This is a genomic window from Aeromonas sp. S2(2024), from assembly GCF_041402505.1.
Lineage (GTDB): Bacteria > Pseudomonadota > Gammaproteobacteria > Enterobacterales > Aeromonadaceae > Aeromonas > Aeromonas media.
The window spans coordinates 53,654-73,985 of the sequence record NZ_JBGLRL010000020.1 but is presented as its reverse complement, the minus strand read 5'-3'; the positions used below and the strand labels follow the sequence as shown (position 1 = coordinate 73,985).

General features: G+C 61.4%; 18 protein-coding genes, 1 tRNA gene and 1 rRNA gene. 16 read left to right on the top strand and 4 right to left on the bottom strand.

Annotated features, from left to right (window positions below; all coding sequences use genetic code 11):
* The 16 genes from rrf to ACB039_RS17370 all read left to right on the top strand — a co-directional run.
* Positions 1-111, top strand: a 5S ribosomal RNA gene (rrf, locus tag ACB039_RS17445); the annotation flags it as partial.
* Positions 112-217: 106 nt separating this feature from the next.
* Positions 218-293 (top strand) — tRNA-Thr (locus tag ACB039_RS17440).
* A 233-nt stretch (positions 294-526) separates the two neighbouring features.
* On the top strand, positions 527-1,771 hold the full coding sequence (gene codB, locus ACB039_RS17435; RefSeq protein WP_171269431.1) for a cytosine permease: 1,245 nt from the start codon (positions 527-529) through the stop codon (positions 1,769-1,771).
* Entirely contained in the window at positions 1,765-3,030 is a 1,266-nt protein-coding gene (locus ACB039_RS17430) for a cytosine deaminase (protein WP_042648694.1), read from the top strand. Before codB ends, ACB039_RS17430 begins: the two co-directional genes overlap by 7 nt.
* Positions 3,031-3,119: 89 nt before the next feature.
* On the top strand, positions 3,120-3,497 hold the full coding sequence (crcB, locus tag ACB039_RS17425; protein ID WP_005328863.1) for a fluoride efflux transporter CrcB: 378 nt from the start codon (positions 3,120-3,122) through the stop codon (positions 3,495-3,497).
* A gap of 65 nt (positions 3,498-3,562) precedes the next feature.
* Positions 3,563-4,315 (top strand): bifunctional demethylmenaquinone methyltransferase/2-methoxy-6-polyprenyl-1,4-benzoquinol methylase UbiE, encoded by a 753-nt coding sequence (gene ubiE / locus ACB039_RS17420; protein ID WP_041206685.1) that lies wholly within the window; start codon positions 3,563-3,565, stop codon positions 4,313-4,315.
* Positions 4,316-4,323: 8 nt separating this feature from the next.
* Positions 4,324-4,932, top strand: coding sequence for an SCP2 domain-containing protein (locus tag ACB039_RS17415; protein ID WP_139751633.1), 609 nt, complete (start codon positions 4,324-4,326; stop codon positions 4,930-4,932).
* Positions 4,932-6,572 (top strand): ubiquinone biosynthesis regulatory protein kinase UbiB, encoded by a 1,641-nt coding sequence (gene ubiB / locus ACB039_RS17410; protein WP_005328868.1) that lies wholly within the window; start codon positions 4,932-4,934, stop codon positions 6,570-6,572. Before ACB039_RS17415 ends, ubiB begins: the two co-directional genes overlap by 1 nt.
* 40 nt (positions 6,573-6,612) lie before the next feature.
* Positions 6,613-6,861: a Sec-independent protein translocase subunit TatA gene (gene tatA, locus ACB039_RS17405; protein ID WP_025328841.1), complete on the top strand. Its 249-nt coding sequence runs from the start codon at positions 6,613-6,615 to the stop codon at positions 6,859-6,861.
* A gap of 3 nt (positions 6,862-6,864) precedes the next feature.
* Positions 6,865-7,332 carry a Sec-independent protein translocase protein TatB gene (gene tatB, locus ACB039_RS17400; RefSeq protein ID WP_005328871.1) on the top strand — a complete coding sequence of 156 codons (468 nt, stop codon included), beginning with the start codon at positions 6,865-6,867 and terminating at the stop codon, positions 7,330-7,332.
* Complete coding sequence (gene tatC / locus ACB039_RS17395) at positions 7,329-8,084, top strand: twin-arginine translocase subunit TatC (RefSeq protein ID WP_005328872.1); 756 nt, start codon at positions 7,329-7,331, stop codon at positions 8,082-8,084. The genes tatB and tatC overlap by 4 nt, the downstream gene beginning before the upstream one ends.
* Before the next feature lie 111 nt (positions 8,085-8,195).
* Entirely contained in the window at positions 8,196-8,981 is a 786-nt protein-coding gene (locus tag ACB039_RS17390; protein WP_005328873.1) for a TatD family hydrolase, read from the top strand.
* A 3-nt stretch (positions 8,982-8,984) separates the two neighbouring features.
* Positions 8,985-10,004, top strand: a complete 1,020-nt coding sequence (hemB, locus tag ACB039_RS17385; RefSeq protein ID WP_005328874.1) for a porphobilinogen synthase — start codon at positions 8,985-8,987, stop codon at positions 10,002-10,004.
* Between the two features lie 220 nt (positions 10,005-10,224).
* The gene (gene prlC, locus ACB039_RS17380) at positions 10,225-12,267 is read left to right on the top strand and encodes an oligopeptidase A (protein WP_042648692.1); all 2,043 of its coding nucleotides are present in this window, start codon (positions 10,225-10,227) and stop codon (positions 12,265-12,267) included.
* Between the two features lie 240 nt (positions 12,268-12,507).
* Positions 12,508-15,075, top strand: a complete 2,568-nt coding sequence (locus ACB039_RS17375) for an EAL domain-containing protein (RefSeq protein ID WP_371166108.1) — start codon at positions 12,508-12,510, stop codon at positions 15,073-15,075.
* 51 nt (positions 15,076-15,126) lie between these two features.
* Positions 15,127-15,885 carry a class I SAM-dependent methyltransferase gene (locus ACB039_RS17370; protein ID WP_371166107.1) on the top strand — a complete coding sequence of 253 codons (759 nt, stop codon included), beginning with the start codon at positions 15,127-15,129 and terminating at the stop codon, positions 15,883-15,885.
* Positions 15,886-15,953: 68 nt separating this feature from the next.
* Here the strand turns inward: ACB039_RS17370 and ACB039_RS17365 are convergent, their stop codons facing one another.
* The 4 genes from ACB039_RS17365 to rhlB form a co-directional block, all read right to left on the bottom strand.
* The gene (locus ACB039_RS17365) at positions 15,954-16,208 is read right to left on the bottom strand and encodes a Rho-binding antiterminator (RefSeq protein ID WP_371166106.1); all 255 of its coding nucleotides are present in this window, start codon (positions 16,206-16,208) and stop codon (positions 15,954-15,956) included.
* 30 nt (positions 16,209-16,238) lie between these two features.
* Positions 16,239-17,225 (bottom strand): DUF4382 domain-containing protein, encoded by a 987-nt coding sequence (locus ACB039_RS17360; protein ID WP_042648689.1) that lies wholly within the window; start codon positions 17,223-17,225, stop codon positions 16,239-16,241.
* 202 nt (positions 17,226-17,427) lie between these two features.
* Positions 17,428-18,918: a guanosine-5'-triphosphate,3'-diphosphate diphosphatase gene (gene gppA, locus ACB039_RS17355; RefSeq protein ID WP_005328890.1), complete on the bottom strand. Its 1,491-nt coding sequence runs from the start codon at positions 18,916-18,918 to the stop codon at positions 17,428-17,430.
* A gap of 13 nt (positions 18,919-18,931) precedes the next feature.
* Positions 18,932-20,221 carry an ATP-dependent RNA helicase RhlB gene (rhlB, locus tag ACB039_RS17350; RefSeq protein WP_042648688.1) on the bottom strand — a complete coding sequence of 430 codons (1,290 nt, stop codon included), beginning with the start codon at positions 20,219-20,221 and terminating at the stop codon, positions 18,932-18,934.
* Positions 20,222-20,332: the final 111 nt, after the last annotated feature.

Below are 20,332 nucleotides of genomic sequence, written 5' to 3'. Positions count from 1 at the left end.
GCGGCCATAGCGCCGTGGAACCACCTGATCCCATGCCGAACTCAGAAGTGAAACGCGGTAGCGCCGATGGTAGTGTGGCATTCGCCATGCGAGAGTAGGACACTGCCAGGCTTCAATTAAGCAATCACAGCGATGTGGTTGGTCGCGATACAACGTCAGGTTGTGTTGGACAAGAGATTTAGATAGCGCACACAGTGCGGTCTTTACTGGTTAGTGTGCTGATATGGCTCAGTTGGTAGAGCGCATCCTTGGTAAGGATGAGGTCCCCAGTTCGACTCTGGGTATCAGCACCATGAAAACGAAAGCCTCCCTGAAAAGGGAGGCTTTTTTGTTTCTGTCAGTTTCTTCATTTCTTGTGATATTCCTTGTCCCATGCTCCCTATGCTTGCAATCAGCGTTTTTAAGCTGATGTTACTCGCTTGACTGCTATTGATATTTTTATCCAGATATTTGGCCGTACTTGATTGACGTAAAACGTTTTACCTGTAAAATCCGGCGCGTTTTGCCTATTACGTGGAGAGAGAGCATGGCGCAGGATAATGAATACTGTTTGGGGGCGGTTCCCGCCAAAGGGCGCAAAGGTGTGCTGTCGCTGATGCTGGTGATGCTAGGCTTGACGTTCTTCTCTGCCAGCATGTGGACTGGCGGGACGCTGGGTACCGGGCTGGCGTTCGATGACTTCATCAAGGCGGTACTGATCGGCAACTTGTTGCTGGGGATCTATACCGCCTGTCTCGGTTATATCGGTGCTTCAACCGGTCTCTCTACCCACCTACTGGCCCGTTACTCCTTTGGGGTGAAAGGTTCCTGGCTACCTTCTTTACTCCTGGGTGGCACTCAGGTCGGCTGGTTCGGTGTTGGCGTGGCGATGTTTGCGCTGCCGGTGCAGAAGGCGACCGGGATCGATGTGAACTGGCTGATCGCCATTTCGGGTGTTTTAATGACGGTAACCGTTTACTTCGGGATCTCCGCTCTGATGGTTCTGAGCTTTGTCGCCGTACCAGCCATTGCACTGCTTGGTGGCTACTCGGTCTGGCTGGCGGTGACCTCGACCGGTGGCATGGCGGCGTTGCAGCAAGTGCAACCAAGCAATCCCATCGAGTTCTCCACGGCGCTGACCATGGTGGTCGGTTCCTTTATCAGTGCAGGAACCTTGACCGCCGACTTTGTTCGATTTGGTCGTAAACCCTGGGGCGCCGTCATGATTACCATGGTGGCGTTTTTTTTGGGCAACACTCTGATGTTCGTCTTCGGTGCGGCTGGTGCGGCAGTGACCGGGCAGGCTGATATATCGGAAGTGATGCTGATGCAAGGGCTGCTGATCCCCGCCATTCTGGTGCTGGGTCTCAATATCTGGACCACCAACGACAACGCCCTCTACGCCTCTGGCCTCGGTTTTGCCAACATTACCGGCCTCAAGAGCAAGCCACTCAGCGTGATCAACGGGTTGATTGGTACCGCATGTGCCCTCTGGCTCTACAACAACTTTGTCGGCTGGCTGGCCTTTTTGAGTACGGCAATCCCGCCGATCGGTGGCATTATCATCATGGATTTCCTGCTCAATCGTGAACGTTATCGCCAGTTTGCCGATCAACAGTTCGAGGCGGTACGTTGGCAGGCACTGGTCGCCACGGCAGTCGGGGTGGCTGTTGGTAAATGGCTGCCAGGCATAGTGCCACTCAACGCGGTATTGGGCGCCGCCTTCATCTATTTCATTCTGGTTCGCCTCACCCAGCGACCGGTTCTGGTACAGGAAGCTAGCAAATGCTGATTCAACATATTCGTTTTGCCGATCGGGAAGGGTTGTGGCAGATCCGCTGTCAGGATGGGGTCATCACCGCCATCGAACCCCATGACGAACATGCAGTCGCCGGTCGGGTGCTGGACGGGGAGGGGGGATTGGCCATCGCGCCCTTTATCGAGCCCCATATTCACCTCGATACCACCCAGACGGCGGGCGAGCCGAGCTGGAACCTCTCCGGCACCCTGTTCGAGGGGATCGAGCGCTGGGCCGAGCGCAAGGCGCTGCTGACCCACGAAGATGTGAAGCGGCGCGCCATCCAGACGCTGAAATGGCAGATCGCCAACGGCATCCAGTTCGTCCGCACCCATGTCGATGTCTCCGACCCCAATCTGATTGCCCTGAAGGCGATGCTGGAAGTGCGGGAAGAGATGAAGGCGTGGGTCGAGCTGCAGATCGTCGCCTTCCCGCAGGAGGGGATCCTCTCCTATCCCAACGGCAAGGCATTACTGGAGGAGGCGCTCAAGCTGGGGGCCGACGTGATTGGCGCGATCCCCCATTTCGAGTTTACCCGGGAGTATGGGGTCGAAAGTCTGCACTACATCTTCGATCTTGCCGAGAAGTATCAGGTTCTGGTCGATGTGCACTGCGACGAGATCGATGACGAGCAGTCTCGCTTCATCGAGACCCTGGCGACCCTGGCTTACGAGCGCGGTATCGGTCATAGAGTCACCGCCAGCCACACCACCGCCATGCACTCCTACAACGGGGCCTATGCTTCCCGCCTGTTCCGGCTGCTCAAGATGGCGGACATCAACTTCGTGGCCAATCCGCTGGTGAACATTCACCTGCAGGGACGTTTCGATACCTACCCCAAGCGCCGCGGCATCACCCGGGTGAAGGAGATGCTGGAGGCGAACATCAACGTCTGTTTCGGTCACGACGATGTGTTCGATCCCTGGTATCCCATGGGCACGGCCAACATGTTGCAGGTGCTGCACATGGGGCTGCATGTCTGCCAGATCATGGGCTACGAGCAGATCAACGACGGCTTGAAGCTCATCAGCAGCCACAGCGCCCGCACCCTGAACGTGCAGGATCGCTATGGCATCGAGGTGGGCAAACCGGCCAACTTGCTGATCCTGCCTGCCGACAACGGCTTCGATGCGGTGCGTCGTCAGGTGCAGGTGCGCTACTCCATCCGCCACGGCCGCGTGATTGCGCAGACCCGCCCCGCCCAGACCTCTCTTCATCTGGAGCAGATCGAGCCGGTAGATTTTCGCCGATGAGGTGGTCCCCCCGCACAGATTAATTGCCCAGCTATCCCAGCTTGCCGGCATTTTGCATAATGTCGGCCTGACACTTATGGAGCTGCCCCATGCAAACCTGGTTATTTGTCGCGGCAGGCGGCGCCATCGGCGCCTGCCTTCGTTTTGGTATCGCCGAGTTGATGGCACTGCTGCTGGGACGCCACTTTCCTTACGGGACTCTGGTGGTCAACGTGGTGGGGTCTTTCATCATGGGCATTGCTTTTGCGCTCATCAGTCAGGGCCATGTGGTGGAACACCCCATGAAACCACTGCTGATGGTGGGTATCCTCGGTGCCCTGACCACATTTTCTTCTTTTGCCCTCGATACCGTGGTGCTGGCTCAACACGGAGCCTATCTGAAGGCACTGCTCAATATCGGTCTCAATCTGTTCCTCTGTCTGGCCATGGTGATGCTGGGGATGCAGTTGGTTGCCAGCCGGGTTTAAGGTGTCCGCGGGTCACCGGCTCTGGTAAACTGGCGGCCATTCTTTGCTCTATGGGTGTTTTAGGGATGTCGGAACAGACTAATACTACGCATTTTGGCTATAAAACCGTGGCGGCGACCGAGAAGGAAACTCTGGTGGCTGGCGTCTTTCATTCGGTGGCGGCCAAGTATGATCTGATGAACGATCTGATGTCATTCGGCATTCACCGCCTGTGGAAGCGCTTCACCATCGACTGCTCCGGTGTGCGCAAGGGTCAGAAGGTGCTGGATCTGGCCGGTGGCACCGGCGACCTGACCGCCAAGTTTTCCCGCATCGTCGGCGAGTCCGGCCAGGTGGTGCTGGCGGACATCAACGACTCCATGCTCAAGGTGGGTCGCGACAAGCTGCGCAACCTGGGGGTGGCGAACAACGTCTCCTACGTGCAGGCCAATGCCGAGGCACTGCCCTTCCCGGACAATCACTTCGACGTCATCACCATAGGGTTCGGCCTGCGCAACGTGACCGACAAGGACAAGGCGCTGGCCTCCATGTTCCGGGTGCTCAAGCCGGGTGGTCGCCTGCTGGTGCTGGAGTTCTCCAAACCCGCCAGCGAGGTGATCGCCAAGCTCTACGATCTCTACTCCTTCAAACTGCTGCCGAAAATGGGCGAAATCGTCGCGAACGACGGAGAAAGCTACAAGTATCTGGCGGAATCCATTCGCATGCATCCGGATCAGCAGACCCTGGCGGGCATGATGGAGCAGGTCGGCTTCGAGCAGGTGGAGTTCTACAACCTGACTCAGGGTGTGGTCGCCCTGCACCGTGGTTACAAGTTTTAAGGTCGCCTATGCCGATGGATGCCATGGTCACCGCGGTGATCGAAGCCAGCCTCAACCAGTTGCTCAATCTCGACAAGCAGAGTCCGGCACGGCTGCGCAAGCTCGCGGGCAAGGTGCTCAAGCTGGAGCTGCGTGAGCTCAAGCCGCTCTGGTTTGTCTTCTCCGAGCGTCGACTGGACGTGCTGGCCCGCTATGAGGGGGAACCCGACGCCGTGCTGAGCCTCTCGCTGACGGCGATCGGCCTGCTGAAAGACCCTTCCGCTCTGACCCGCTATATCCGCGAGGAGAAGCTGGACTTGAGCGGCGACCCGCAACTGGTGCAAGCCTTCAGCGCCCTGCTGGGGGAGCTGGACATCGACTGGGAAGAGGAGCTGTCGCGCTATACCGGCGACGTGCTGGCTCATACCCTGTGTGGCGGCGCCCGGCAGGCCCGTCGCGTGATAGGCCGCGAGCTGTGCCGCTCCCAGCGTCAGCTGGCCGAATTCCTCACCGAGGAGGCCCGTCTCGCCCCTGGCCCGCTGGAAGTGGCCAGCTTCAACGACGACGTCGAGGTGCTGGCACAACAGATGAAGGCGGTCGAGTTACGGCTGGCACGACTCGAACAACAGGTGAGCTGATGACCCCGAAGGAGTTCAAGCGCCTCTATCGCATCGTCAGCATCCTGTTGGAGCAGGGCATCGACGAGCTGGTTCCCGCCCGTTATCAACCCTGGCCAGGACGCCTGGTGCGCCGCAGCCTGTTCTGGCTCAAGAACAAGCAACCTGAGCTGTGCCGGGGCGCCCGCATTCGCCTCGCCTTCGAGGCCCTGGGCCCCATCTTCATCAAGTTCGGCCAGATGCTGTCGACCCGCCGGGATCTGCTGCCGCCGGACATCGCCGAGGAGCTGGCCCTGCTGCAGGACAGGGTGCCCCCCTTCTGCGGACAGGAGGCCAGACGCCAGATCGAGGCGAGCCTGGGCTGCTCCATCGAAACCCTGTTTGACGACTTCGACGAGACGCCGCTGGCGTCTGCTTCCATTGCCCAGGTGCATACCGCCCGCCTGAAGGAGAATGGCCGGGAGATCGTGATCAAGGTGATCCGTCCCGACATCGAGCCCATCATCGAGGCCGACCTGCGCCTGATGCAGGCGCTGGCCCGTCTGGTGGCCCGTTTTGTGCCCCAGAGCGCACGACTGCGCCCCGTCGAGGTGGTGGAGGAGTACCGCAAGACCATACTCGACGAGCTGAACCTGATGCGCGAAGCCGCCAACGCCATCCAGCTGAGGCGCAACTTCACCGGCTCGGAGGCGCTCTATGTGCCCGAGGTCTACACGGATCACTGCCGCGAGCAGGTGCTGGTGATGGAGCGCATCTACGGCATTCCGGTCTCCGACATCGCCGCGCTGGAGGCCAACGGCACCAACATGAAGCTGCTGGCTGAGCGCGGGGTGGAGGTGTTTTTCACCCAGGTGTTCCGTGACAGCTTCTTCCATGCGGACATGCACCCCGGCAACATCTTCGTCTCCTATGAGCACCCGGAGAATCCACTCTGGATAGGCATCGACTGCGGCATCGTCGGCACCCTGAACCGGGAAGACAAGCGCTATCTGGCGGAGAACTTCCTCGCCTTCTTCAACCGTGACTATCAACGGGTGGCGCAGTTGCACGTGGAGTCCGGCTGGGTACCGCCCGACACCAAGGTGGACGAGTTCGAGTTCGCCATCCGCACCGTGCTGGAACCCATCTTCGAGAAGCCTCTCTCCGAAATTTCATTCGGTCACGTGTTGCTCAACCTGTTCAACACCGCCCGTCGCTTCAACATGCAGGTACAGCCCCAGCTGGTGTTGCTGCAGAAGACCCTGCTCTATGTGGAAGGGCTGGGGCGTCAGCTCTATCCCCAGCTGGACCTGTGGCAGACCGCCAAGCCCTACCTGGAAAGCTGGATGCACCAGCAGGTGGGCCCCAAGGCGGTGCTCAATGCGATCAGAGAGAAGGCCCCCTTCTGGGCGGAGAAGCTGCCGGAGCTGCCGGAGCTGGTCTACGAGACCCTGCGCCAGGCGCGGCATCAGCAGCACCACTTCGAGCAGATGTTCGCCGATTTTCGCCTGCACAGCCGCCGTCAGGGGCAGGCCCGCTACCTCTTAGGGGTGGGAGCCAGCCTACTGTTGGTGGGTGTATTCTTGCTGACCCAGAAACAACATATTGAGTGGGGACAAATCAGTCTCGCCGGCGCTGGGTTATGCTGGCTGCTGGGCTGGTTGAAGACCCGCATTCATTAATTAAACTGCGCCATCAGGCGCCTATCCTGGAGAGAAAGTCATGGGTGGTATCAGTATTTGGCAATTGTTGATCATCGCAGTCATTGTCGTGCTGCTGTTCGGTACCAAGAAGCTGCGCGGTATCGGTGGCGATCTGGGGGCGGCGGTGAAGGGGTTCAAGAAGGCGTTGTCCGATGATCCGGCCGATGCCAAGCCTGAGCAGAAGGATGCGGAGTTTCCGGCCAAGCAGCTGAACGAGACGGCCAGCAGTGCCGAGACCGCCAAGCAGAAAGACAAAGATCAGGCCTAAGCCATGTTCGACATCGGTTTTTGGGAACTGGTCGTCATCGGTGTCGTCGCACTGGTGGTGCTGGGACCAGAGCGGTTGCCGGTCGCCATCCGTACCGCCAGCCACTGGATCAGGCTGATCCGCAGTACCGCCAACTCGGTCAAGACAGAGTTGGAGCAGGAGCTCAAGTTGCAAGAGCTGCACAATGATCTGAAGAAGGCCGAGCAGTTGCAGATGAACAACCTGAGTCCAGAGCTGCAGGAGTCCATCGAGCAGTTGAAGGCGGCGGCTCAGTCGGTGAACCGTCCCTATCAGCCACAGCAGGAAGCGCAGAACGAGATCCGCCCGCCACGCCCCGATCCGGTCGCCCAGGCTGAACCCGTCGCCCCGGTGGCGCCTGCGGTGCAGCTGACCGCGGTGCCGCCGGTCAACAGCCAGCGCGAGAGCGAGCCAGTCAGCGAGTCGGCTGGCAAAGGGGAGGTGAAGCCATGAGTCAGGCCGAGCAACCCCTGATCAGTCATCTGATCGAGTTGAGAACCAGGCTGATGCGAGCCCTGGTGGCTATCCTGCTGGCGTTCGTCGCGCTCATCTATTTCTCCAACGACATCTACGACTTCGTAGCCCGGCCGCTGCTCAGCCAGCTGCCTGAAGGGACCAGCATGATAGCGACGGATGTGGCGACCCCCTTCATCACGCCCATCAAGCTGACCCTGGTGGTCTCCTTCTTCCTGGCCATCCCCTATCTGCTCTATCAGGCCTGGGCCTTCATCGCCCCTGGCCTGTACCAGCACGAACGACGCCTCGTCATGCCGCTGGTGGCTTCCAGTGCCGTGCTCTTCTATGCCGGCATGGCGTTCGCCTATTACGTGGTGTTCCCCCTGGTGTTCGGCTTCTTCACCAGCACGGCCCCCGCCGGGGTGACGGTGGCGACCGACATTGCCAGCTATCTGGACTTCGTGCTGACCCTGTTCTTCGCGTTCGGGGTGGCGTTCGAGATACCGGTGGCCACCATACTGCTGTGCTGGACCGGGGTCACCACCCCCAAGAGCCTGAAAGAGAAGCGTCCCTACGTCATCGTCGGGGTGTTCGTGGTCGGCATGCTGCTGACCCCGCCCGATGTCTTCTCCCAGACCCTGCTCGCGATCCCCATGTGGGCCCTGTGGGAGATAGGTCTGTTCTTCGCCCGCTTCTATGTGAAGAAAGAGGACGAGGAGGAGCAGGAACAACCGGAAGAGGGGAGCTGAGGCTCCCTTCCTCTTTTCATGCATCCGTTCGAGGCGTATGGTAAGGCCCCATTGAGTAGATGGTTTTCAAATACCTGATATGTCTTCCTTTTATTCGGACCCGCTAACCTCATGATCGACATCGGTGTAAACCTGACCAGCAGCCAGTTTGCAGGCGAACAGGCCGACCTGGTGGCCCGCGCCCGCGCCGCCGGGGTAGAGGCGCTGATCCTGACCGGCACCGATCTGGCCGGCAGCCGCGAGAGCGCGGAGCAGGCCGCCGAATGGCCCGGTTACTGCTTCTCCACCGCCGGGGTTCATCCTCATGATGCCAAGAGCGTGGATGAACAGACTTTGCCCGCCTTGCGCACGCTGGCGGCGCTGCCGCAGGTGGTGGCCATCGGCGAGTGCGGCCTCGACTACAACCGCGACTTCTCCCCCCGTCCGGTGCAGGATGCGGTATTCGACGCCCAGCTGGAGCTGGCCGCCGAGCTCGGGATGCCGGTGTTTCTCCACTGCCGTGATGCCCATGCCCGTTTCATCGAGATCCTCCGTCCCTGGTTGCCCAGGCTGCCGGGAGCTGTGCTGCACTGCTTCACTGGGTCGGATGAGGAGCTGGACCAGTGCCTGGCGCTGGGGCTGCATATCGGGGTGACCGGCTGGCTGTGCGACGAGCGCCGCGGCCAGTTGCTGCGCGAGCAGGTGGCGCGCATTCCCGCCGGTCGGCTGATGATCGAGACCGATGCTCCCTATCTGGTGCCAAGGGATCTGAAACCCAGACCGAAACGCAACGAACCCGCTTTTTTGCCGCACATCGCCCAAGTGGTGGCGGCCTGCCGTGGTGAAGCGCCCGAGGCCTTGCTGGCCCATACCCGGGCCACCTCCGCCGCATTTTTCCAACTTCCTCTTTTGGAGTGATTCATGGCCATAACTCTTCCGGGCGCCTTTCCGGGTCGCCGCCTGCGCCGGGTGCGCAAACATGATTTCAGCCGTCGTCTGGTGCGCGAGAACCAGCTGACCGTCAACGATCTCATCTATCCGGTGTTCGTGCTGGAGGGGGAGGGTCAGCGTGAGGCCGTCGCTTCCATGCCGGGGGTGGACAGGCTATCCATCGATCTGCTGCTGGCGGAAGCCGAAGAGCTGGTGGCCCTCGGCGTACCCGCCATCGCCTTGTTCCCGGTGACGCCGCTGGCGCAGAAGAGTCTGCTGGCGGAAGAGGCCTACAACCCGGATGGGCTGGCCCAGCGGGCCACCCGTGCCCTCAAGGCTCGCTTCCCGGAGCTGGGTGTCATCACCGACGTGGCGCTGGATCCCTTCACCACCCATGGTCAGGACGGCATCATCGATGACGAAGGCTATGTGCAGAACGACATCACCACCGAGATCCTGGTGAAGCAGGCGCTCTCCCACGCCGCCGCCGGGGCCGACATAGTGGCGCCGTCCGACATGATGGATGGCCGCATCGGGGCGATCCGTGCCGCACTGGAAGAGAACGGCTTCGTCAACGTCCAGATCATGGCCTACTCCGCCAAGTACGCCTCCAGCTACTACGGCCCGTTCCGCGATGCGGTAGGCTCCGCCGCCAACCTCGGCAAGAGCAACAAGGCGACCTACCAGATGGATCCGGCCAACGGCAACGAGGCATTGCACGAGGTGGCGCTGGATATCGCCGAAGGGGCCGACAGCGTCATGGTCAAGCCGGGCATGCCCTACCTGGACGTGATCCGTCAGGTGAAGGATCAGTTCGGGGTGCCGACCTTCGCCTACCAGGTGAGCGGCGAGTACGCCATGCACATGGCGGCGATCCAGAATGGCTGGCTCAAGGAGAAGGAGTGCGTGCTGGAGTCCCTGCTCTGCTTCAAGCGGGCCGGTGCCGACGGCATCCTCACCTACTTCGCCAAGCGGGTAGCCCAGTGGTTGAAAGAGGACGCCCAACGCTGAGGCGGGTAGCGTCCATGCCCCACAATGCCGGCCAAAGTGCCGGCATTGTCGTCTCCGGACGCCGAATTGCTGCATTAATGAGCAGGTTTTTGCGAAATGTGGGCAGCAGACCCGGCTCTGGGCGGCAAAGGCTTGATAAATGGGGTTTCTGCCTACATCTTAGATGGTCCAAGCAGGCTTCTGGACGGCAGGGGCTGCAGAGCATTTAGAGGTACCGCAGATGACTAACCCTTTGCTGACAATGGACTCGCTGCCCCCTTTCAGCCAGATCCAGCCCGATCAGGTGCAAGCTGCCGTGACGCAGGCCATCGCCGATTGCAAACAGAAGATTGAGGATGTGCTGGCTCAGCGGGATCCCCACACCTGGGACAGCCTGATCGCCCCGCTGGAAGAGGTCAACGACCGCCTGTCTCGAATCTGGTCGCCGGTCAGCCACCTCAACGCCGTGCTCAACAGCGAGGCGCTGCGCGCCGCCCATGACGCCTGCCTGCCGCTGCTGTCCGAATTCCAGACCTATGTCGGTCAGCATGAAGGCCTCTATCAGGCCTACCTGACGCTCTCCGAGAGCGACGATTTCCCCTTGTTGAGTGGTGCCCAGCGCAAGGAGATCCTCAATACCCTGCGCGACTTCCGCCTGTCCGGTATCGGTCTGCCCACCGAGGCGCAGCAGCGCTACGGCGAGATCCAGGCCCGCCTCTCCGAGCTGGCCTCCCGCTTCAGCAACAATGTGCTGGACGCGACCCAGGGCTGGAGCAAGCTGGTGACCGACGAGGCCGAGCTGGCCGGTCTGCCGCAGAGTGCGCAGGCCGCCGCCCGCCAGCTGGCGGAGCAGAAGGGTCAGCAGGGCTGGCTGTTCACCCTGGATATTCCCTCCTACCTGCCGGTGATGATGTATGCCGACAACCGTGCATTGCGCGCCGAACTGTATGAGGCCTTCACTACCCGCGCCTCGGATCAGGGCCCCAATGCCGGCAAGTGGGACAACTCCGCCATCATGAGCGAGCTGCTCACCCTGCGTCGCGAGCTGGCCCAACTGCTCGGCTTTGCCAACTACGCCGAGCTCTCCTTGGCCACCAAGATGGCGGACAAGCCCGAGCAGGTGGTGAACTTCCTCACCGATCTGGCGGCCAAGTCCCTGCCGCAGGGCAAGGCCGAGCTCGAAGAGATCCGCGCCTTCGCCGCCGAGCAACACGGTCAGAGCGAGCTGGCGGCCTGGGATCTCGCTTACTACGCCGAGAAGCTCAAGCAGCACAAGTTCTCCATCTCCGACGAGCAGTTGCGCCCCTACTTCCCCGCCAGCAAGGTGGTGAAGGGACTGTTCGAGGTGGTGAGACGGGTATTTGGCATCAAGGTGCGCGAGCGCCTCGGTATCGACACCTGGCACCCGGACGTGCGCTTCTACGATATCTTCGATGCCGAGGACGAGCTGCGCGGCAGCTTCTACCTCGACCTCTATGCTCGCGAACACAAGCAGGGCGGCGCCTGGATGGATGTCTGCCTCGGCCGTCGCTACCGTCAGGATGGCTCCCTGCAAAAGCCGGTGGCCTACCTGACCTGCAACTTCAACGGCCCGGTGGACGGCAAACCCGCCCTGTTCACCCACAACGAGGTGGTCACCCTGTTCCACGAGTTCGGCCACGGCATTCACCACATGCTGACCCGCATCGACGTGGCCGGTGTCGCCGGCATCAACGGTGTGGCCTGGGACGCAGTGGAACTGCCGAGCCAGTTCCTGGAGAACTGGTGCTGGGAGTCCGAGGCGCTGGCCTTCATCTCCGGCCATCACGAGACCGGCGAGCCGCTGCCTGCGGATCTGCTGGAGAAGATGCTGACTGCCCGCAACTTCCAGGCGGCGATGCAGATGCTGCGTCAGCTGGAGTTCGCCCTGTTCGACTTCCGCCTGCACCGGGAGTTTGACCCGGCCAATCCGGAGCAGACCCCGGCCTTGCTGAGCGAAGTGCGCAGCCAGGTGGCGGTGATGACGCCGCCGGCGTTCAACCGCTTCCAGCACAGCTTCTCCCACATTTTCGCCGGGGGTTATGCGGCGGGCTACTACAGCTACAAGTGGGCCGAGGTGCTCTCCGCAGATGCCTTCTCCCGCTTCGAGGAGGAGGGGATCTTCAATCCGGCCACCGGCCAATCCTTCCTGAAAAACATTCTCGAGAAGGGTGGCTCGAAAGAGCCGATGGAGCTGTTCCGTGCCTTCCGCGGCCGCGAGCCCAAGGTGGATGCCTTGCTGCGCCACAGCGGGATCGCCGCGTGAGGCGCCGTCTATGCTGCGGGCGAGAGCCCCAACTGGATGCTTTACCGCTCGATGGTGAGAGCTTCAAGCAGGTACACATTTGCGGCATAGTGGGATCGAAACGTGATTTTTGAGAGAAAAAGGGACCTTTTGGTCCCTTTTTTCAAGGCTTTTTAATATCTTGCGGAGTGCATGTTTGCACTGTCCCCGCCTCTTCAGTAGAGTCGGGTTCTACCTTCCTGGGAGAGAAAGAACCTTGCCATGAGGCGAGCACTCGAGTCTGTCTATCAAATCATCTCAAGCCTGTCTCATTCGAGTGGTCAGGGATATTTCGATACCTTTGTGAGTGAAATCGCCAACGCGGTCGGGGCTGACTTCGTCCTGATTTCAGGCAAGGATCAGGCCGGGCTCTTCTTTACCGTGCATGCCGCCTATCCCGCCTCCCTCGACATCAACTCCTACAGCTTCCCTCTCGCGGATACCCCGGGTGAGATCGTCATGCAACAGGGGGAAGCCTGGTTCAGCGATCGCACCCGGGAGCTGTTCCCCCATGCAGCCGTGCTGGAGCGCTGCCAGGTCAGGAGTTATGCCGGCGTTGCACTGAAGAGCGCCGAGGGCGAGACGCTGGGGTTGTGCAGCGTCATGTTCAAGCGGGCCACCCCCAGAATGGACAAGATCATGGGGTTGCTGCGCCTGTTGGCGCCGCTCGCCGGCCGTGAACTGGCCCTGATGTATCAGCAGCAGTTGCTGGCGCCGTCACCAGCTCAGCCGGAATATTCCCACTTCCTGGACACCATGATGTCCCATGCGCCGGTCGGCATCGGCAAACTCGACCTGAACGGCAGGATCCTCTGGGTCAATCCGGCCATCGAAAAGATGCTGGGTTACAGCCAGCAGGAGCTGCAGCAGCTCACCGTCGCCGAGCTCAACCACCCCGACGACTGGCTGACCAGCATCCCTCTCTACGATGGGCTCAAGCGGGGAGAGCGCCCCGCCTTTACCCAGGAGAAGCGCTACCTGCACCGGGATGGCTCCGTGCTGTGGGGCCGGGTGACGGTGACCCTGATCCGCAACGAGCAGATGCATCCCGACTACCTGATGGTGGTGCTGGAGAATATCGACCCCATGAAGCGCCATGCGGAACAGCTCAAGCTCTCCCACCGGGTCTATGACAACCTCTCCGAGGCGATCCTGGTGTGCGACGCCGACAGCCGCATCATCTCGGTGAACCCGGCGTTCGAGAAGATCACCGGCTACAGCGAGGAGGAGGCCTGCGGCCAGCGCCCCAGCATGCTCAAGTCCGGGCTGCACGATCAGACCTTCTACGCCGACATGTATCACGCCCTCGAGCGCGTAGGGATCTGGCGTGGTGAAGTGTGGAACAAGCGCAAGAACGGCAAACTCTATCCTCAGCAGCTGATGATCAGCGCCTTGCGCGAGGGGGGGCGGATCAGCCAGTACATCGCCATCTTCAGCGATCTCTCCCAGACCAAGCTGGCGGAGCAGAAGATCGCCGCCCAGGCGAACTACGACAACCTCACCGGGCTGCCGAACCGCTGGTTGTTTGGTCGCTGCCTCACCCGCTTCTGCGAGCGGGGGGAGCGCTTCGCCCTGATGGTGCTGGATCTCAACAACTTCAAGGCGGTCAACAACAGCATGGATCACCATGTCGGCGACGCCCTGTTGCGCGAGGTGTCGGATCGGCTGGTGAGCCGGGTGCGCACCGAGGATCTGGTGGCCCGCATCGGCGGCGACGAGTTTGCCTTTCTGGTGCCAGGCATCGTCAACCGGCGCCAGGCCGAGGTGTTCGCCAAGCAGGTGATCGGCGGCTTTGCCCGGCCCTTCATGCTGGCGAACCAGCATCTCTATGTGACGGCGACCATGGGCATAACCCTCTGTCCCTATGACGGCGGTGATGGTGACGAGCTGCTGCGCAACGCCGAGCAGGCGCTGTTCGTTGCCAAGCGGCAGGGACGCTCCCTCGGTACCTACAGCGCCTCCATGCGCGAAGAGGTGAGCCAGCGCCACCAGATGCAGCAGGATCTGGCGGAGGCCATCAAGCTGGCGCAGCTGACCATGGCCTATCAGCCCATCTGGGACAATCGCAGTGGTCGGGTCGCCAAGCTGGAGGCCCTGGTGCGCTGGTATCACCCCCACTGGGGACAGGTCTCACCGGCGGACTTCATTCCGCTGGCGGAGGAGGCGGGGCTCATCCAGGGATTGGGGGCGCTGGTGCTCTGGCAGTCGTGCCGGGATCTGGCCCGGCTGCAGAAGTCCGGCTTCCCTGATCTGCAGATGTCCATCAACCGCTCCACCCTGGAGTTCCAGACAATTGATCCCGAGGCGAACGAGTGGCTCAGGGTGATCCGTCACTTCGACCTGGACCCGGCGGACATCATCATAGAGATCACCGAGTCCCTGTTGATGGAGAGCAGCGATCAGCACAGGGTGCGGATCGATGCCCTGCGCGAGGCGGGCTGCAAGCTGGCAATCGACGACTTCGGCACCGGCTACTCGGCGCTCAACTACCTGCGCACCTTCCCGGTGGATCTGGTCAAGATCGATCGCTCCTTCGTGCGCCACATCCCCTTCAACGAGCAGGACAGGTTGCTGCTGGACGGCATCATCAACATAGTGCACAACCTCGGCATGCAGGTGGTGATCGAGGGGGTGGAGACCCGGGAGCAGCTCAACTTCCTGTGTCAGAAGGGCTGTGCCTTCACCCAGGGCTATCTGCTCAGCCGCCCGCTGCCCTATGACGATCTGGTGGAATACCTGACCCTCAACCGCCAGGGGATGAACCTGGCCAACCTGACCACGGTGAGCTGATCCCCTGCTTCTGCTATCATGCCCGCTTCCGTGCCGCCATGAGTCTTCGTTATGCCCCATATCCAGGTTTTCAGTGAAGTGCCCGCCCGCGATGGCGAGCTGGACGCCCTGCGACTGCATCTGGCCGAGGTGGAGTTTCCCGCCCCTTTTGCGCTGGTGCTGACTGACGCGCGGCTGGAGCTGCGCAAGCTGGACGAACCCAAGCTTGGCGCCGTCTATGTGGACTTCGTGGAAGGGGCCGTGGCCCACAGGCGCAAGTTCGGTGGTGGCCGCGGCCAATCCATCGCCAAGGCGGTGGGGCTGAAATCCGGAGCCATGCCGACCGTGGTGGATGCCACCGCCGGGCTCGGCCGCGATGCTTTCGTGCTGGCCTCTCTCGGCTGCAAGGTGACCCTGATCGAGCGCAGCCCCGTGGTGGGGGCCCTGTTGCAGGACGGCCTGGCGCGGGCGGCGCAGGATCCCGAGATAGGCTCCTGGGTCAGCGAGCGCATGCATCTCCTGCAGGGGCCTGCGGTAGACAACCTGCTGGCGTTGCCCGAGCGGCCCGAGGTCATCTACCTGGACCCCATGTTCCCCCACAAGCAGAAGTCGGCGCTGGTGAAAAAGGAGATGCGGGTGTTCCAGTCCCTGGTGGGGCCGGATCTTGATGCGGATGCCCTGCTGCCGGCGGCACTGCAGATGGCGGACAAGCGGGTGGTGGTGAAGCGGCCGGACTACGCGGGCTGGCTCAACGAGCACAAACCCAGCATGGCCATCGAGACCAAGAGCAACCGCTTCGACGTCTATGTGATGGCGGCGCTGGCGGGTTAAGGCCAGCCGGGGTCGAGATACAAAAAAGGAGGGCCAACATCATGTTGGCCCTCCTTTTTACCTTGAGGTCAGCTGGTGGGGGCGAAGCGGATATGCCGCGCTTCCCCCTGCCAGACGAGATCCAGGGTCGCCAGATCGACGAGGCTGAAGCGCTCACCGCTCTCCAGCAGCAGATACTCGACGCCGTCACTGGCCTCTATGGTGCGAACCCTGTCATCCCACCTGCGACCGTCGCGGCTGGCGAGGGTCACCGGCAGTTGCCAGCGGGCGGCGATCTCGAGCCAGTCGTAGAGGTCACAGCTGATGGGTTGATAGTCAGCCATGATGCTTCTCGCTCCTGATCCCCTGGCCCGTTACTGGAAGTTGATGCTGGTGGTGGGAGCCACCACCGCCTGAGCCTTCAGCACCTGCTCCAGTTGCAGCGGGTCGCCGGCCAGTTCCGGATCATCCTCGTCGCCGTTGCAGACCAGCGTCATGTCGTAATTGCCGAGGTTCACGAAGCCCAGCTCGTAGCCGTAGCCACCACCAGCCAGGGGCAGTACGGGGGCGCTAGCATAGAAGCCGTTGTCGAGGTCGGCCATGTCGGGATAGGCATCATCCCCCACCGGCCGCAACTCGTCGTAGAAGTAGACGAAGGCCTTGTCGGTCAGCAGACCACCGCAGAGCCCCTCGGCCACAGTGCCACTGACGGTCGCTACCTCGGTATTGTTCACCAGACGCACGCCTCTGGGTTTGAGCTTGTAATACTCCTCATGGCCCGGCAATACCATGGAGTGACGCAGGTCGAACTCGGTGGTGAAGGCGCTGAGACCGTTGGCGGCAATGGTGAAGGCATCCAGCTTTAGTTCATTGCTGGGGACCTCCAGCGGCTTGATCACACCATCATCCTGCCTGACGTAGGAGTAGGGGGTGCCATCCAGAAACTGGTTGCCCGCATCCCGGCCATCCAGGACCCGCAGCCGCATCTGGCTGTATTCGCCGGGAACCACGCTCTGGCTGGCCAGCAGGGGGCGGCTGGCGGAGCCCGGGTATTTCAGCAGGTCGATGTAGGTAAACAACGGGTGTCCCGAGCTGTCGAGGGGGATGAGTTCCCCTGCCGGCGTGCAGCCATCGTCCTGGGCCGAGGTCAGGAAGCTGGCGGTGCTCCATGCCTGCTCTGTGCCTGAGACGGGATGGATGCTGATGTTGGAAACGGCGATGCAGACCTTGCTGACCGAATCCACCGGGGCGTCGGAGAAGGCCAGGGACATCTGGGCGTTCTGTGGGTTGTCGTTGCTGTCGCTGCCGCCACCACAGGCGGTCAGCAGGGCGGTCAGGCCGATCAGGGTCAAATGTTTCATGGTTTCCGTTCCTATGGGAGAGACAATCCAACTCTAGCCGAGCTGGCGATAGAGGCTAGATGGCTGGAGGGAACGGAGATCCGGGGTTTGGTTAAAAATTAAATAAAATCAAAGGAAAGGCCTTGAATGGTGCCGAACCTGGCTGCGAAAGAGATTGTCGGAACAGATGGGAAAAGGAGCAGAGTGGGCGCGTGGCGCCCAATCAGGCTTCCTGCACGCGGGTGGGCCAGCCCATCTTCTGCTGGCGTTCCATTTCGAGTCGCAGTTCGCTGGCGCGCAGGTAATGTTCGTCCATCCATCCCTTGGGCAGAGTCAGAGTCAGTGACTCCTCCTCGGCCTGCAGGGTGAAGCTGGGCACAGTGCCCTGGGTGCGGCGCATGCAGAGGATCAGCGCGATGCGCAGGATGCGGGCCAGCCGGATCGCCTGGCGACCGGTGACGGCGCCCTGTTTTTCCAGGGTATCCAGCTTGAAGTCGTCCCGCTGGTTGAACAGCAGGGCCGACAGCAGCTTCTTCTGCGCGGGGGTGAAGCCCGGCATGTCGATGTTGTCGATGATGTAGGCAGCGTGTTGCGGCGCCTTCTTGTACTCGATGCAGAGGCCGATCTCGTGCAGCAGAGCCGCATAACGCAGGATCGGGCGTCCGTAACGCTTGGAGAGACGCCAGGCCGGCTGTAACTGGGTGAAAGCCAGGACGGCGGTATCGCGTACCCGCTCGGCGTGCTCTTTATCCAGCTGATAGCGGCTGATCAGGCTGTCGGCGGTTCTGTCCCGGGCATCACAGTCGTGATTGTTGCCGAGCAGACCGTAGATCAGGCCTTCCCGCAGGGCGCCGCCCGCCAGGGTCATGCTCTCTATCCCCAAGGTCTCGAAGATGGCGATCAGGATGGCGAGGCCGGAGGGGAACACGGTCAGTCGCTCGGCCGCCAGCCCTTCCAGCTGAAGTTGATCCAGCTTGCCACAGGCGATGGCCTGACCCATCAGCTCCTGCAACTTCGGCAGGGTGACCCGCTCGCTCTTCCCTTGCGCCAGCATGATCTCCTGCAGCGCTTGCACCGTGCCTGAGGCGCCGACGCAGGTGCGCCAGCCGAGGGCGCGGTAATCTTCCGCCACCTTCTCCAGCACCGCCTTGGCGGCGGCAATGGCCTGCTGGAAACGGGCCTCGGAGAGCTCACCGTCACCGAAATGATTGTTGAGCCAGGTGACGCAGCCCATGTGCAGGCTGTTGAGCAGTTTTGCTTCGCTGTGCTCGCCGATCACCAGTTCGGTACTGGCGCCGCCGATGTCGATCACCAGCCGGTTGCCTTCCCCGGCAGAGGTCCAGGAGACCCCTTCATAGATGGTCTTGGCCTCTTCCTCGCCCGAGATGATCTCGATGCTGTGGTTGAGTACCCGTTCCGCTTCGCTGAGGAACTCATCGACGTTGGTGGCGAGGCGCAAGGTGGCGGTACCCACCACCCGGATGTTGTCGGACGGAATGTCCTGCAACTGCTCGGAGAACAGGCGCAGACAGTCCCATCCCCGCTCCATGGCGGCACGGCTGAGACGAAATTCCGGATCGAGACCGGCGGCGAGGCGAACCTTGCGCTTGACCTTGGTGACGGTGCGCAGGGCACCGGCGACCTCGCGCACCACCAGCATGTGAAAGCTGTTGGAGCCGAGGTCGATGGCGGCATAGAGAGGCGAGTTGTGCAACTGGGCCTGTCCCTCAGTTCTTGCGTGGCGGACGGCGGCGGTTGTTGCTGTTGCCACCACCCTGGCGATCCCGCATGTTGCGGTTCACCGGCTGGCGGTTGCGGAACACCCGTTTCGGGGCGGTTACGTCATCCAGCAGGGATTCGCGATCGTACTTGCTGACCGGGATCGGGTGGTGGATGTACTCCTCGATGGCCGGCAGGTTGAAGGCATAGTCTTCACAGGCCAGGCTGATGGAGTGACCGCTCTTGCCGGCACGACCGGTACGACCGATACGGTGTACATAGTCTTCGGCGTCGTCGGGCAGGTCATAGTTGAAGACATGGGTCACGTCGGGGATGTGCAGACCACGGGCGGCCACGTCGGTGGCGACCAGGATGTCCAGCGTTCCCTTGGTGAAGTCTTCCAGGATCTTCATCCGCTTCTTCTGCGGCACGTCACCGGTCAGCAGGCCGACGCGGTGGCCGTCGTTCTCCAGCCACGCATGCACGTCTTCGCAGACATGCTTGGTGTTGGCGAAGACGATGGCTTTTTCCGGCCACTCCTCTTCCATCAGGGAGAGCAACAGCAGCATCTTGTCTTCGTTGGAGGGGTAGAACAGCTCCTCCTTGATCCGCACGCCGGTCATCTGCTCCGGCTCGATCTGCACGTGTTCCGGGTGGTTCATGTGCTCGTAGGCCAGCTCCTGCACCCGCAGGGAGAGGGTGGCGGAGAACAGCATGCTCAGACGCTCGGTGGCGGGCGGCATGCGGCGGAACAGGAAGCGGATGTCCTTGATGAAGCCGAGATCGAACATGCGATCCGCTTCATCCAGCACCACGACCTGGATGTTGCCCAGATCGATCACATTGGACTTGAAGTAGTCGATGATGCGGCCCGTGGTGCCGATCAGGATGTCGACACCCTGTTCCAGCACGGCCAGCTGCTTGTCATAGCCTTCGCCACCATAGGCGAGGCCGAGCTTGAGCCCGGTGGAGGCGGACATGCCTTCTGCATCGTTGTAGATCTGGACCGCCAGCTCCCGGGTCGGGGCCATGATGATGGCGCGGGGCTGGTTGACGAGGCGCGGCCTGGTCAGCGGATGGGTCAATAGATAGTTGAAGGTCGCGGCCAGGAAGGCAAGGGTCTTGCCGGTCCCCGTCTGGGCCTGACCGGCGAGGTCATGGCCTTCTACCAGCAGCGGCAGAGACAGTGCCTGGATGGGCGTACAATAGTGAAATCCCTTTGATTCCAGACCAGCCAGAACTTCGGGTTCGAGGCCCATTTGGGCGAATTTTTCGGTCGTTAAGTGTGTTTTGCTCATGGCGGTAGGTTATCAGGTTAGGCTTGCAATAATAAACAGGATCATTTCAAATAGGGCAACTATTGCCTTTGTTGAACCATCAATAAAGCCTTAATTACTGACTGGAGTTGG

Coding starts and splice junctions, on each gene's coding strand:
- tatA (WP_025328841.1), top strand. CDS start 6,613: ATGGGTGGTATCAGTATTTGGCAATTGTTGATCATCGCAGTCATTGTC.
- ACB039_RS17360 (WP_042648689.1), bottom strand. CDS start 17,225: ATGAAACATTTGACCCTGATCGGCCTGACCGCCCTGCTGACCGCCTGT.
- codB (WP_171269431.1), top strand. CDS start 527: ATGGCGCAGGATAATGAATACTGTTTGGGGGCGGTTCCCGCCAAAGGG.
- ACB039_RS17370 (WP_371166107.1), top strand. CDS start 15,127: ATGCCCCATATCCAGGTTTTCAGTGAAGTGCCCGCCCGCGATGGCGAG.
- ACB039_RS17430 (WP_042648694.1), top strand. CDS start 1,765: ATGCTGATTCAACATATTCGTTTTGCCGATCGGGAAGGGTTGTGGCAG.
- hemB (WP_005328874.1), top strand. CDS start 8,985: ATGGCCATAACTCTTCCGGGCGCCTTTCCGGGTCGCCGCCTGCGCCGG.
- crcB (WP_005328863.1), top strand. CDS start 3,120: ATGCAAACCTGGTTATTTGTCGCGGCAGGCGGCGCCATCGGCGCCTGC.
- ACB039_RS17390 (WP_005328873.1), top strand. CDS start 8,196: ATGATCGACATCGGTGTAAACCTGACCAGCAGCCAGTTTGCAGGCGAA.
- ACB039_RS17375 (WP_371166108.1), top strand. CDS start 12,508: ATGAGGCGAGCACTCGAGTCTGTCTATCAAATCATCTCAAGCCTGTCT.
- ACB039_RS17415 (WP_139751633.1), top strand. CDS start 4,324: ATGCCGATGGATGCCATGGTCACCGCGGTGATCGAAGCCAGCCTCAAC.
- ubiE (WP_041206685.1), top strand. CDS start 3,563: ATGTCGGAACAGACTAATACTACGCATTTTGGCTATAAAACCGTGGCG.
- tatC (WP_005328872.1), top strand. CDS start 7,329: ATGAGTCAGGCCGAGCAACCCCTGATCAGTCATCTGATCGAGTTGAGA.
- rhlB (WP_042648688.1), bottom strand. CDS start 20,221: ATGAGCAAAACACACTTAACGACCGAAAAATTCGCCCAAATGGGCCTC.
- ACB039_RS17365 (WP_371166106.1), bottom strand. CDS start 16,208: ATGGCTGACTATCAACCCATCAGCTGTGACCTCTACGACTGGCTCGAG.
- prlC (WP_042648692.1), top strand. CDS start 10,225: ATGACTAACCCTTTGCTGACAATGGACTCGCTGCCCCCTTTCAGCCAG.
- ubiB (WP_005328868.1), top strand. CDS start 4,932: ATGACCCCGAAGGAGTTCAAGCGCCTCTATCGCATCGTCAGCATCCTG.
- tatB (WP_005328871.1), top strand. CDS start 6,865: ATGTTCGACATCGGTTTTTGGGAACTGGTCGTCATCGGTGTCGTCGCA.